Annotated in this window: 11 protein-coding genes; 10 read left to right on the forward strand and 1 reads right to left on the reverse strand. The window is 35.5% G+C overall.

What is annotated here, in order from left to right:
* Window positions 1-4 precede the first annotated feature (4 nt).
* From AC07XU_RS09370 to AC07XU_RS09380, 3 genes are read left to right on the forward strand one after another with little or no spacing between them, the layout of a single operon-like run.
* On the forward strand, window positions 5-493 hold the full coding sequence (locus AC07XU_RS09370) for a DUF2271 domain-containing protein (protein WP_494943382.1): 489 nt from the start codon (window positions 5-7) through the stop codon (window positions 491-493).
* Window positions 494-500: 7 nt separating this feature from the next.
* Entirely contained in the window at window positions 501-2,699 is a 2,199-nt protein-coding gene (locus tag AC07XU_RS09375) for a PepSY domain-containing protein (RefSeq protein ID WP_494943383.1), read from the forward strand.
* On the forward strand, window positions 2,699-3,670 hold the full coding sequence (locus AC07XU_RS09380) for an FAD:protein FMN transferase (protein ID WP_494943384.1): 972 nt from the start codon (window positions 2,699-2,701) through the stop codon (window positions 3,668-3,670). Before AC07XU_RS09375 ends, AC07XU_RS09380 begins: the two co-directional genes overlap by 1 nt.
* A gap of 521 nt (window positions 3,671-4,191) precedes the next feature.
* On the opposite strand, the gene AC07XU_RS09385 is transcribed toward AC07XU_RS09380, so the two are convergent.
* Window positions 4,192-5,145 carry a helix-turn-helix domain-containing protein gene (locus AC07XU_RS09385; RefSeq protein WP_494943385.1) on the reverse strand — a complete coding sequence of 318 codons (954 nt, stop codon included), beginning with the start codon at window positions 5,143-5,145 and terminating at the stop codon, window positions 4,192-4,194.
* Between the two features lie 80 nt (window positions 5,146-5,225).
* Between AC07XU_RS09385 and AC07XU_RS09390 the strand changes: the two genes are divergently transcribed.
* From AC07XU_RS09390 to AC07XU_RS09420, 7 genes are all read left to right on the forward strand, one after another.
* On the forward strand, window positions 5,226-7,673 hold the full coding sequence (locus AC07XU_RS09390; protein ID WP_494943386.1) for a TonB-dependent receptor: 2,448 nt from the start codon (window positions 5,226-5,228) through the stop codon (window positions 7,671-7,673).
* A 4-nt stretch (window positions 7,674-7,677) separates the two neighbouring features.
* On the forward strand, window positions 7,678-9,087 hold the full coding sequence (locus AC07XU_RS09395; protein ID WP_494943387.1) for a DUF4374 domain-containing protein: 1,410 nt from the start codon (window positions 7,678-7,680) through the stop codon (window positions 9,085-9,087).
* A 144-nt stretch (window positions 9,088-9,231) separates the two neighbouring features.
* Window positions 9,232-9,510: a TIGR03643 family protein gene (locus tag AC07XU_RS09400; RefSeq protein WP_494943388.1), complete on the forward strand. Its 279-nt coding sequence runs from the start codon at window positions 9,232-9,234 to the stop codon at window positions 9,508-9,510.
* Window positions 9,511-9,865: 355 nt separating this feature from the next.
* Window positions 9,866-10,510 carry a GTP cyclohydrolase I FolE gene (gene folE / locus AC07XU_RS09405; RefSeq protein ID WP_494943389.1) on the forward strand — a complete coding sequence of 215 codons (645 nt, stop codon included), beginning with the start codon at window positions 9,866-9,868 and terminating at the stop codon, window positions 10,508-10,510.
* Window positions 10,510-11,157, forward strand: coding sequence for a flavin reductase family protein (locus AC07XU_RS09410; protein WP_494943390.1), 648 nt, complete (start codon window positions 10,510-10,512; stop codon window positions 11,155-11,157). Before folE ends, AC07XU_RS09410 begins: the two co-directional genes overlap by 1 nt.
* A 1-nt stretch (window position 11,158) precedes the next feature.
* On the forward strand, window positions 11,159-12,421 hold the full coding sequence (locus AC07XU_RS09415; protein ID WP_494943391.1) for an NAD(P)/FAD-dependent oxidoreductase: 1,263 nt from the start codon (window positions 11,159-11,161) through the stop codon (window positions 12,419-12,421).
* Window positions 12,414-13,091: a MarR family winged helix-turn-helix transcriptional regulator gene (locus AC07XU_RS09420; RefSeq protein ID WP_494943392.1), complete on the forward strand. Its 678-nt coding sequence runs from the start codon at window positions 12,414-12,416 to the stop codon at window positions 13,089-13,091. The genes AC07XU_RS09415 and AC07XU_RS09420 overlap by 8 nt, the downstream gene beginning before the upstream one ends.
* Window positions 13,092-13,249: the final 158 nt, after the last annotated feature.

Raw genomic sequence — 13,249 nt, forward strand, 5'->3', positions numbered from 1 at the left:
CAACATGAAATTCAATATCAAATTTATAATCTTACTTTTTGTTATTTTAGGTTTTAGCAAAGCTGATGTTTTTGCACAAACGAGTAAATACAAATGCCTCATTCAAATGGTAAGTTACGAAGGTGAAGCTGCTTATGTTGTAGTTTCATTGGTTAACCCTGCAGGAGCTTACGAAAAAACCTTAGCTGTTTTAGGAACTGATAAGCAGTGGTACAATACGTTAAAAGATTGGTACAAATATCAAACTAAGGCCAAAGAAAAATTAAGCGCCGTTACTGGTGCATCTATTGGCGGTGGAGATAGAGCCATCAAAACCTTAGAAATTGATAATGCCAAAATGAACAAAGGATACAAATTGCGTTTCGAATCGGCAGTTGAAGAGCAAAAATATCATGTTACGGATGTAGAAATTCCTTTAACGACAGCTGGTATTACCGAAATGGCTAAAGGTAAAGGATACATTAAAATGGTTAAATTAAACAAAGTGCAATAAGATAGGGATGACAGTATCTATCTGGAGGTATTCCCATTTAGCATTAGCTTTAATTTCATCGCTTTTTGTATTCATACTTGCTGTAACTGGAGTTATTTTAGCTTTTGATGCTGTTAATGAGAAAGTACCATCGTATACCGTATCAAATTTTAATGACCTAAATCTTTCGCAGGTTGTACCAGAACTGCGAAAGGTTTATCCAGAAATTACCGAACTTACGGTAGACCATAATCAGTTTGTAAGCATAGATGCATTTGACCAAAATGGTGAGGCGGTAAAAGCATACATCGACCCAACCAATGGGAAAATTTTAGGCAAGGTAAAAACCAAAAGCCAATTTATCCAATGGACAACCGCTTTACACCGATCACTGTTTTTAAAAGAAACTGGCAGAATTATCATTGGCATCGCTTCATTTTTATTGCTGCTCATTACCATCAGTGGTTTGGTATTAATCGTAAAAAGGCAGCAAGGAATTAAACATTTTTTTGCAAAAATTAACCGCGATTTTTTTGCGCAATATTTTCATGTTATCACCGGCAGGATATTTTTGATACCCATTATTATCATCGCTTTAACAGGTACTTATCTTTTTATGGTAAGGATGGATTTAATTCCGAAAGCCGAAGTTGATAAAGTACAGCACAAAAAAGATGGTAACGCGGCTAAAATAGACGAAGCAGCATTTCCCATTTTCAAAACAACGCCATTGGCAGCTGTAGAAAAGATAGAATTTCCTTTTATAGCAGATGAACCTGAAGAATTTTTTATCTTAAAATTACGAGATAGAGAAATTACTGTGAACCAGATTAATGGTCAGGTGGTTGCTTCTACAAAATATCCTTATTCAGCTTTGCTAGAAAAACTGAGTTTAGATTGGCATACAGGTAGAACAAGCGTACTTTTGGCTATCATTTTAGGTTTGGCCTCGTTAAATATTGTGTTTTTTATTTATACAGGTTTTGTAATTACCTACAAAAGAACACGTACAAAAATTAAAAATAAATTTAAGGCAGATCAAGCTGAAGTTGTAATTTTAGTAGGCTCAGAAAATGGAAGTACATTGTTTTTTGCCAATCAGATCCATCAACAATTACTGGCAGATGGGAAAAAATCGTTTTTGGCGGAACTCAATCAATATCGAACATACCCAAAAGCAGAAAAGCTGCTAATTTTTAGCTCGACTTATGGGTTGGGTACGGCGCCTACTAATGCTTCTCAGTTTCAAAGTTTATTGCAAAAATATCCTCAGCAACAAGAAATAGATTATGTTGTAATTGGTTTTGGTTCAAGAGCCTATCCAGATTATTGTGCCTATGCCATCGAATTGGATGATTTAATGAGCAAGCAAACCTGGGCAAGACGGTTTTTACCAATTTACTTAGTTAACGATAAATCAACTGAGGAATTTACCAAATGGGTGAAAAATTGGAGTGAAAAATCAATGATTGCTTTAGCAACCTCGCCGGCAGTTTACAACGAAAAAGTACCTAATTTATCTCAGTTTAAGGTTATTGCCAAAACATTGGTAAGTGAGGATAATGCTACTTTTAAAATCATCCTTCAGCCTTTAAAAAAAATAAAATTTAGATCTGGCGATTTGTTAGCGATATATCCGGCTGCAGACCATAGAGAAAGATTTTATTCTATTGCGCAGGTAAATGGAAAAATACAACTCATTGTAAAATTATACGAAGATGGTTTCGGCTCAAGTTATCTTTATAAATTGAATGAAGGAGAGGAGTTGAAATGTAGAGTAATGCTTAATCCAAATTTTCACTTCCCTAAAAAAGCCAAAGTTGTGGTTATGGTTGCCAATGGGACAGGTATTGCACCGTTTTTAGGAATGATTTTGGAGAATAAAAAACAAACCCCAGTTCATTTATATGCAGGTTTTCGCCACCAAAATGTGCTTATCGAAAATTATAAAGATTTCGCATCGGCGGAAATTAAATTAGGTAAGTTAAATAGTTTTGATATTGCTTACTCTAGAGAAGAAAACTCGCAATATGTAATGGATTTAATAAAAAATGATGCTGTTAAAATTGTAAACGTTTTAGAAAAGGGAGGAGTGATTATGATTTGTGGCTCGCTTGAAATGCAAAAAGATGTAGAGCAAGTTTTAGAAAATTTGACTTTAGAAATGAACGGCAAGCCATTAAGCTTGTATAAAGAAAATAAACAAATACTTAGCGATTGTTATTGATGAATTTTTCTAAAAAATTGCAGTTAAGATATTCTTTAATCATCATTATAGCTTTGTTTTTTGTTGCGCAAGAAAATAAAGCTCAAGTGCTTTTAAAAAAACAAACTACCTTAATGGGCTCTGTTTTTAATTTCACAGTGGTGGATGAAGATAGCACTATGGCTAAAAATCATATCGCAGAAGTAATTAGAGAAATTGAGCGCATCGAGAATTTAATTTCTGAATGGAGACCAGAAACACAGATTTCTCAGGTTAACCAAAATGCAGGAATTAAAGCTGTAAAAGTAGATCGAGAAGTATTTAATTTAACCAAAAGAGCAGTTGATTATGCTAAAATGACCAACTGCGCATTTGACATCAGCATTGCTGCATTAGATAAAATGTGGAAATTTGATGGTTCGATGGATGCGCTACCTAGTGAAGAAGCTATCAAAAAATCTATTGAAAATGTTGGTTACCAGCATATTATTTTAGATAGTGTCAATTGCACCATTTTTCTAGCCAAAAAAGGTATGAAAATTGGTTTCGGGTCTATTGGCAAAGGTTATGCCGCCGACCAAGGTAAAAAATTGCTATTGGCTAAAGGTGTAACTGGCGGAATTGTAAATGCCTCTGGAGATCTTGCAGCATGGGGCAAACAACCAAATGGAAAACCTTGGATAGTAGGCATCACTAATCCTTTTAGAAGAAATAAAATTTATAAGAAAATTCAATTGCAAGAAAACGCAGTGGTTACTTCTGGTAGTTATGAAAAGTTCGCCGAAATTGATGATATCAGGTATTCACATATTATTAATCCAAAAACAGGTTACCCAGCTACTGGATTAATTAGTGTTACGGTTACTGGCCCGAGTGCAGAGTTTGCCAATGCTTTAAGTACATCAATTATGGTTATGGGTAAGAAAGATGGGTTAAAGCTTTTAAAAAAATATCCTAGTTACAAAGGGATTTTAATTGAGGATAGGGATTGATTTTTTGGTTTCGTTTCTTGCTCAGTTCAAGTGTGCATTGTGATGCTCTGAAAGGAGATTTTTAAAGTTCAGCTGTCGCATTAGGATCCCCACCTGCGTGGGGATGACGCATAAAGTATAACAAACCGTCATGCTCAGCTTGACTGGGCATCGTAATGCTATGATAGAGATTTTTAAATTTTTTTTCTGCATTAAGATCCCCACCTGCGTTGGGATGACGCTTAAGAAGTATAAATCGTCATGCTCAGCTTGACTGGGCATCGTAATGCTATGAAGGTTTTATTTAAGTTTTGCTACCGCATTAGGATCCCCACCTGCGTGGGGATGACGCTTAACAAGTGGAGTTCGTCATGCTCAGCTTGACTGGGCATCGTAATGCTATGATAGGTTTTATTTAAGTTTTGCTACCGCATTAAGATCCCCACCTGCGTCGGGATGACGCAAAGAGTTTAACAATCAGTGGTCTGTAGCACACAGAACACATAGCAGATCTCCGTTAAGTAACGATGGTAATCCAAACCTTAAACTAGCATTAAAAATTCTCCAAACCATGAAAAATCAAAAGCCAAAATAAATACCGAAAGCTTGTTTGATTTTAGTTTATTAGGCAAATAACCAAAGTATTTTTTAAACGCATTGCTGAAGTGAGTAGGATAGGTATAACCCATTTTATTGGCGATTTCTGCAATGGTAATATCCTTTGCCAACAACATGGTTTTTGCCATTTCCATTTTATATTGATTAAGATAACCGTAAACTGTAGTACCAAAAGCAATTTTAAAATTCCGCTTCAAATTAAACTCATTAGTGCCAACCATATGTGCTAGATCACGTAGTGAAAATGGATTATCAATATGTTTAATCAAAATCTCTTTTGCAGCTAACATCCTATTCATTTCTTCTGTCTTGAGTTGCCTTAAGTCGGTATTTTCACTTATTTGCTCAAATTGCGAAGATTGGAACATCAACAATTCCAGTACTTTAGCCTCTAAAAAAAGGCGTTCACAAAAGCCGGTATGTGTAGCTGTTTTTAAATTGTTAAGTATTGTTAGTATTTCAGGATTGATAGGTAGATTTTGGGTAGAAAACAGCCCAAATTGATTTTTATCAAATCCTTTCTTGAGGTTTATTAAACCCGCATGATCAGCTGGTAAATATCGCTCTAAAAAAGAATGTTCTATTTCCAGGCAAATGAGTTCATGAGTTGCTTCATCAGCTTTCCATTTGATCTCATCTCCAATTAAAATAAGATTATGCTGTTGCTCGGTTAATAAACCTAACGGCTTTTTGCTAAGCGAACCATAAAATTTCAGAGTTCCCTTTAAAACAAAAACCATTTTAAAGCTTCCAGAAATCAAATTTGGATTTTCCAAAATTTCACCCTGTGCCGAAAAACCTTGCGTAATCTTCCTTTTAAGTCCAAAAATTAAAGGAATTTCTCCCTCTTGCGTTAGTTCTTCTCCCTTAGGCGTCATGTGTGGTATATATCTTTGCAGCGAAGTTATTATTATTTAGACTATTTCTAAAGAAGATACTAAAATATTACAAAACACACATGAAATACCTTTTAATCCTTGTTGTATCCATTCTTTTAAGTATTACAGTAAAAGCGCAGACGGGAAAAATATTCGGTACTGTAAAAGATCAATATGGTAATGCTGTAGAAGGAATTGCTGTTCAAATTAAATCATTACAAAGAGGTTTGTCAACTGACCAAAATGGGAATTATGAATTTAAGAACTTACCATTTGGAACTTATGCAATAACTGTTACCTCAATTCAATTTAAACCATACAGTTTTGATATTCAGCTTAAGCAGCCAGAATTACAACATCTGATTAAATTGGTATCGGCTAATGAACAAAATTTAAAAGAGGTAGCTATAGTTCAAAAAACCGTAAAAAAAGAAATTGAGACATCAGGCTTTGCTGTGTCCATTATCGAAACTAAGGAAGCATCACTAAGAAATTTAACAACCAATGAATTGTTAGATAGAGCTGTTGGCGTCCGAGTTAGGCAAAATGGTGGTGAAGGATCGCCAATTGAGTACAATTTAAACGGAATGACTGGTAGTACCATCGGTTTGTTTTTAGATGGAATTGAAATTTCTACTTATGGCTCCTCATTTAATTTAAATAACATTCCGCCAGCAATGATTGAACGTATTGAGGTTTACAAAGGTGTTTTACCATCGCACCTAAGTGGCAATTACGTTGGTGGCGCCATTAATGTAATCATGAAAAAAGATGCATCAGCTAACAACATTAATGCGGCAGTTTCTTATGGTTCATTTAACACCTACCGTGCAGATGTGGGCGGCTTGTATCGCAACCAAAAAAACGGATTTACGACCAGAATTTCAGGCTTTTACAGTCATTCGGATAATAACTACGAAATGTGGGGCAAATTTTCTAAGTATACCTTGCCAGGAGGAAGAATTATTAGAAATTACCGTACTCGCCGACCAAACGATAAGTTTGAAACCATTGGTGGTCGTTTTGAAGTTGGTTATACCGATGTGAAATGGGCAGATCAGTTTTTCATCGGCTACAATGTTTCAGATTCATACAAAGAAATCCCCCATGGGATAACTATGACTAAACCCTATTTTGGCCGATTTAACGAATACCAAGCCAATGTGTTTAGCTTAAATTATGCAAAAAAAGATTTGTTGATTGATGGTTTAGCGTTGAACGTAAATGCGGTTCATAGTCAGCGAAGTACCTATTTACAAGATACCGTTAGTTTACGCTACAATTGGGATGGAACATTATTGGTTAAAAATGCTGAAGGTCCGCCAGAAACGTATGGTTATACACCTGGACAAGGGCAACAAGGCGATGCGGTAATGACAAATATCGATAGAACTATCACCAATGTTCGTTCAAACCTGTCATACAATATCTTCTCAGGACATCGAGTTTCCTTAAATCACAAGTTCGAAAAATCAAATCGAGAAGATCAAGATTTGCTCGTTCCAGAAAGAAGTAAATGGATAACCCAAAACGATTTAACTACCAATATTTTCGCAATGAATTACGAGGCTGATTTATTAAAAGGAAAGCTAAAAACCAACATTTTCGGAAAATATGCCATTTATCAAACCGATCAACAAATTCCGATAGCAGAAAGAGACGGAGCTTTAATTTATGAGAATAACAGTGTAAAACGAAACAATAAAGGTTTTGGAGGAACATTGTCTTACCAGGCAATAAATAATGGCTATTTGATTTTTTCGGCCGAGAAATCGTTCATCATGCCAACAGACAGGCACATTTACGGTGAACCAGAAAACAATTTGTTAGCTAATCCTGATATTTTACCAGAACTGGCCGTCAATTATAATTTGGGTGCTCGATATGGTTTTTCAAGTTCAAATGAACATAAAATATCATTATATGCCAACGGATTTTGGAGAAATGGATACGATAAAATTGTATTGCAAACACGTTTAGATCCAGTAATTGAAGGTAGAGAAAATCAGGTAGAAGATATTCAGGTTACGCAATTTGTAAACTTGGCCAAAACACAATCTTTAGGCTTTGAGGCAGAGATCAACTACATCTATAATAACCGGTTAAATGCCATGCTCAATTTTTCGAAATTTAATACGCTGTTTAAATTAGAGCAAGATGAAAGAGGAAATCCGAATACTTTATATAACCGACAGGTGCCAAACGAACCATTTTTTACGGTGAATGCAAACGTACAGTACCGCTTTAATGATGTGTTTCAGAAACGTTCGGTATTAAATGCCTACTACAATGCAGGTTATGTTGGTGCATTCAGTACCATTTGGATAGAATCTGAATGGTTTACCACTCCAACGCAGTTTGCCCACGATTTAGGTGCGAGTTACCGTTTTCCTAGCGGGAAATTGGTAGCCAGTTTAGATTGTAAAAATATTTTAAATGCCGAGTTGTACGACAACTTCGGGGTACAAAAACCAGGTAGAGCCTTTTATTTCAAATTAAACTTCACAATTAATAATTTAAAAAGATAACAATATGAAAACTAGTTTACTTACAAAAGTGATCGTTGGTTCAATGGTAACCATGAGTTTATTTAACGCTTGTAAAAAAAATAATGATGCTACAGCACCAGAATTATCTGGCGCAGATGACATGAGTAGAAAATATATTACCTTAACTGCAGCTTTTCCAGATGCTGAAGGTACAGCAGGGAATGGCGGTACAATGGCTTACGCTGTTACACTAGAGCAAGCTATAAATCCAAATTTTGAGGTGAATGCTTTTGCAAATGGTTACGGATTAAGATCTCAACGTACAGCTCGTGTGCAGGGTTCGGTAAATGGCAATTTTTTGTATAACATTCAATATACGGGTAATGATGGTGGTATTTTTAACAAATACAAAGTAGAAGGTGCTAAAAACTTTGTAGATACTCGCGAAGAAGTGAACACTGAGCCAATTTTAGGTACTGCACCACGTTGGGTAGTTGCAGCCGAAGGAATAGGAGTAGGGGTTTATGCCTCGTCAGAAATCCAGGCTTCTGGCGTGGGTGCTGGAGCAGATTTTATAGATGTAAAAAGCACAGCGAAAATTGCTGTTCTTAATTTAGATGATCCAAAAATTACACGTCAAACAGAATTTGTAATTCCTTTTACAGCTGCACAAACTAAAGCTGGTTACCAAATTGGACGTATTGATGTGCCTATACTAAACAAAGCAAAAACTAAAATTTACATTGGATGTAACTTGACCAGAACAGACCCTACTAGAAAATCTACTGTTAATAATACAGGTACACAGACTTGGAGCACAGCAACAAGAGAATTAGGTACAGCGACTTTAGTGGTTGATTATCCATCATTAACCAATCCTAAACTGATTTATGTTGATCCAAATATTAGTAAAATTAACAATCACTCGTACCGCACAATGACACAATACGTAGGCACTGATGGAAATGTTTATCAGGCAACGGCTACTTCAGGTTCACAGATTTTAAGGATTAGTAGTGCTACAAATGAATATGATAACTATAATTTCGATTTAAAAACAGCATTAAACACCACAAATGCAGTTACCATTAGAGCTTGGAGATACCTAAAAGATGGCGTTGGCATTGTTTTATATAACGAAAGCAATGTTAACGGTGGTTTCATCTCTTTAATAGACTTAAATGCAAAAACGGCAACAAAATTAACCACAGACAACCAAAACGATATCGGTTACTCTGGCAGATCGGCAAATGTTGCAACAGGTGTAACAGCCATTACAGGCACTTTTGGTCAGTTTCAAAATATTGGTTTTGCTGGAGAGAATGTCTATATACCAATGACACCAAATGGAGTTGATGGAAACTTATATGTAATTAACTACAAAACCAAACAAGTAACTAAAGGTGCAAAACTTAAAAACCAATCGGGTAGTTTTTATTTAGGAGCTTATTAAAAATTAACAAATCATCTCGTGCCGTCTTTACATATTATTGTGAAGGCGGCTATTTTTTTACAGCAAATTAATGATAAATAAATTACAATCTTAAAAGAGCCACAACCCTATATTTGAACGTAAGTAATTACTTAATTTTCAAATATGAAATACTTTACCGAAATAGAAAAAGACCGTATTATTGAAATGGCATGGGAAGACCGTACCACTTTTGACGCTATTAAATTACAATTTGGTATTACACAGGGTGAAGTAGAAAAATTAATGCGTAGCGAACTCAGTCCTTCTGGTTTTAAGAGATGGCGTAAAAGAGTTTCATCTGGTGTGGGTGTAAAACATGAATTTAAAGCCAATGCAGATATGTTACGTTTCAAGTGTAATAGGCAAAGAGCAATCAGCGGCAATAGAATTTCGAAAAGATGATTAGGTTTTGGCGCTCAGCCTTGAGGGAAAATCGTGAATGCAATTCGACAAAATTCTTAGTAACTGAACAACTAACCATCTTCCCAACTTTCCGACTTCCCATCTTCCCAACTTCCCGACTTCCCGACTTCCCGACTTTCCGACTTCCCGACTTCCCAACTTCCCAACTTTCCGACTTCCCGACTTCCCGACTTCCCGTCTTCCCGTCTTCCCGTCTTCCCGACTTCCCGAAACACAATCCCATCTCCAAAAAGTCATATTTCTAAGACGCAAAATCTTTTTTATCTATAATTAGTATGTTTACATCTAATAATTAAGTATTTCCGTACTTTACCATACTAAATAAATAAATAACATGATCATTGAGAACCTAGAAGTATCTCCTGAAAAAAAAATAAGCTTTGAAACACCATTAAAGCCAAATGCTTTTGAGCTAAACGACGACGAAAAAATTGAACTCATTACCGGCCATTTTAATAATATCTTAAATATTTTAGGTTTAGACTTAACAGACGATAGCTTAAAAGATACACCCAAAAGAATTGCTAAAATGTATGTTAAAGAAATTTTTAGCGGGTTAAATCCAGCAAATAAACCGATCCCAACACTTTTCGAAAATCCTTACCAATACAAAGAAATGTTGGTAGAGAAAAACATTGAAATTTTTAGTAATTGCGAACATCACTTTGTGCCAATAACAGGCAAGGCACATGTGGCTTATATTAGCAATGGCAAAGTAATTGGTTTATCTAAATTGAACAGAATTGTAAGGTATTATTCTCAACGACCACAAGTACAAGAAAGATTAACCATTCAAATTGCTGAAGAAATAAAAAGGGTAATGGGCACAGAAGATGTTGCTGTAATGATTGATGCTAGTCACCATTGCGTATCGTCTAGAGGCATTAGAGACTCGGGCAGTACCACTATTACAACCTCGTTTAATGGTAAATTTAAAGAACAGGAAACCAAAAATGAATTTCTAAAATACATTAGCTAATGAATATTTCTTCAAATACCCTAAAACAACTCGATGATCGTTTTAGAGCAACATTAATTAATTCATTACCAGGCTTAAAAAGTTTACATTTGGTGGGTACTATGAGTGAAAACGGGCACAGCAATTTGGGTTTATTCAACTCTGTTTTTCATCTTGGGGCCTCTCCATCATTGCTGGGTATGGTTTTTAGACCAGGTTCACATGATCATGATACCCTGAGTAATATTAAACGTACTGGAGTTTATACGTTAAATAATGTACTGACTTCTTTTTATCAGCAAGCGCACCAAACCAGTGCAAGATATCCTAGTGGAGTTTCAGAGTTTGTAGAATGTGGGCTTACAGAATATTTTAGTCCAAACTTTCAGGCTCCATTTGTGGCAGAGGCGACAATTAAAATTGGTATGGAACTGCAACAATTGATGCCGGTAGCCTTAAATAACACTACAATTTTAATTGGAGAAATTAAATGTATCCAATTGAACGAAAATATACTGGAAAAAGATGGCTACATCAACCATCAAAAAGCAGGTACAATTAGTGTTGGCGGTTTAGATGGCTATTTTGAAAACAGCCTGTTAGAAAGATTAACTTATGCAAAACCAAACCAGCAGCCACAGGTTTTAAAATTACAGAACGAATATTAATATGCAACATAAACTAGTTGATGTAATTATTGTAGGAGCTGGAATTGCTGGATTAACAGCAGCTAAGCTAGCAAAGCAAAAGGGCAAAAGTATATTGCTATTAGAGGCATCAGACGCTGTAGGAGGCAGGGTACGTACCGATTACAAAGATGGTTTTTTACTAGATCGTGGTTTTCAGGTATTGTTAACTTCATATCCTACGGCTAAGCAAATACTCAATTACCAAAAATTAGATTTAAAATCATTTAAACCTGGGGCACTCGTTCACAAATCAAATAAAAATTACCGCATCGCCGATCCACTAAGAGATCCACAACTTTTGTTTACTACCTTATTATCGCCGGTTGGCACTTTTAAAGATAAACTGCTTTTACTGCAATTAAAAATTAAGCTTAAGTTCACATCGGTGGATGAAATTTTCAATCGCAAGGAAACAAGCACACAAGATTATTTGCAGAAGATTGGTTTCAGTAATAAATTTATCGAGAACTTTTTCAGGCCATTTTTCTCAGGGATATTTTTAGAACAGAGGTTAACTACCTCAAGTAGGCTCTTTGAGTTTTTGTTTAAAATGTTTAGCGAGGGTGCAGCAACAGTGCCTGCACATGGAATGGGTAAAATTAGTGAACAGTTGGCAGAGAATTTATTGCCTGATGAACTCATCCTAAACGAAAGTGTAACGGCAATAGATGGCACTACAGTAAACACAAAATCTGGACAAACATTTACAGCAAAAGCGATTATTGTGGCAACTGATTTACCAGATCTGCCGATATCAAAACCGAGAGCAATAAAGGGTAAAAGTGCATTAACGTTGTATTTTAGTGCTCCATTTATGCAACAACCAAGTGAAAGAATTGCCTTAAATGCGAACAAAGGCGAACATATTCGAAATATTGCTATAATGGATCACATTTCTCCAGCCTATGCTCCAAAGGGTAAATCTTTAGTAGCTGTATCTTTAAATACCGATTTGCCTTTAGCAAAAGCAGAAATTGAACTGAAAACCAGAACCGAATTACTGCAATTGTACCCAGATTCTACTAATTGGAAGTTGTTGGCTATTTATGATATCCCATATGCTTTACCAAATAATGAAACTGTAATTCACAAAACGAATGCTGAAGCAATCACGTTGCATGAACATTGTTACCTTTGTGGTGATCATTTGTTATATGGTTCTATTAATGCGGCAATGGATAGTGCAATTTTTGCTATAGATACCATGTGTAACCACAGTTTTAAAAACAATGATCATGAATAATTATCAGCTGATAAATCAACTGGTTTCGCTTGTTGAAGAATTTGAACAGCACAAGCAAGAACAAACGCCTTCAAGTATCGAAAATTTTTCGGGATTTTTAAATGCTAAATTGGGTGCTACCATTTTAGTAAACAATGTAAATGATCTGCGTTTCGGTAAGCAGCAGCCAGAAGCTGTAGCTATGGCTTATCAGTTAGACAATAACATTGCCCGTTTATTTATTTACATGAGTAGGTATGCAAAATCATACATTAAAAAGGCGCTACATCATACAAATTTGGCAACAGCCGAAGATTTTACTTGTCTAGCTCTATTATTAACCCATAAATGTTTATCTAAAACAGCCCTCATACAGATGAGTTTATTAGAGAAAGCATCCGGTACTGAGGTGTTAAATAGACTTCTAAAACATTGTTTAGTGCACCAATGGGATGATCCTAATGATAAAAGAGGGAGAAGGATAGCCATTACAGAGCAAGGGAAATTACTTTTATACGATGTTTTTAAGGATATGAACCAAGTGGGTGGAATTATAACAGGTAAATTGAGTACTAGCGAAAAATACACCTTACAATATTTATTGCAAAAGTTAGAAGATTTCCACTATGAATTGTATTCTAAAAAAACTATCAATAGCAAAGCTGATTTGCTGAGTTATCAAAAAGGTTAGGGCTTTGAGTTCAGAGGTTAGCAAATGGTGTTGAGCGTGATAAAACCATTAAATTTCTAACATACCAGTTAGTATGGGATGAGACTAAGGTCGTTCTAAAAACTAAAAACCTTTTTTGGTTTAACATTAATCGTACACATAACATTCGATATTTCAGT

The sequence above is a fragment of the Pedobacter sp. GW456-11-11-14-TSB4 genome (assembly GCF_059424425.1).

Bases quoted from the DNA above. Each gene is read 5' to 3' on its own strand.
- AC07XU_RS09370 (WP_494943382.1), top strand. From the start codon at position 5: ATGAAATTCAATATCAAATTTATAATCTTACTTTTTGTTATTTTAGGT.
- AC07XU_RS09375 (WP_494943383.1), top strand. From the start codon at position 501: ATGACAGTATCTATCTGGAGGTATTCCCATTTAGCATTAGCTTTAATT.
- AC07XU_RS09380 (WP_494943384.1), top strand. From the start codon at position 2,699: ATGAATTTTTCTAAAAAATTGCAGTTAAGATATTCTTTAATCATCATT.
- AC07XU_RS09385 (WP_494943385.1), bottom strand. From the start codon at position 5,145: ATGACGCCTAAGGGAGAAGAACTAACGCAAGAGGGAGAAATTCCTTTA.
- AC07XU_RS09390 (WP_494943386.1), top strand. From the start codon at position 5,226: ATGAAATACCTTTTAATCCTTGTTGTATCCATTCTTTTAAGTATTACA.
- AC07XU_RS09395 (WP_494943387.1), top strand. From the start codon at position 7,678: ATGAAAACTAGTTTACTTACAAAAGTGATCGTTGGTTCAATGGTAACC.
- AC07XU_RS09400 (WP_494943388.1), top strand. From the start codon at position 9,232: ATGAAATACTTTACCGAAATAGAAAAAGACCGTATTATTGAAATGGCA.
- folE (WP_494943389.1), top strand. From the start codon at position 9,866: ATGATCATTGAGAACCTAGAAGTATCTCCTGAAAAAAAAATAAGCTTT.
- AC07XU_RS09410 (WP_494943390.1), top strand. From the start codon at position 10,510: ATGAATATTTCTTCAAATACCCTAAAACAACTCGATGATCGTTTTAGA.
- AC07XU_RS09415 (WP_494943391.1), top strand. From the start codon at position 11,159: ATGCAACATAAACTAGTTGATGTAATTATTGTAGGAGCTGGAATTGCT.
- AC07XU_RS09420 (WP_494943392.1), top strand. From the start codon at position 12,414: ATGAATAATTATCAGCTGATAAATCAACTGGTTTCGCTTGTTGAAGAA.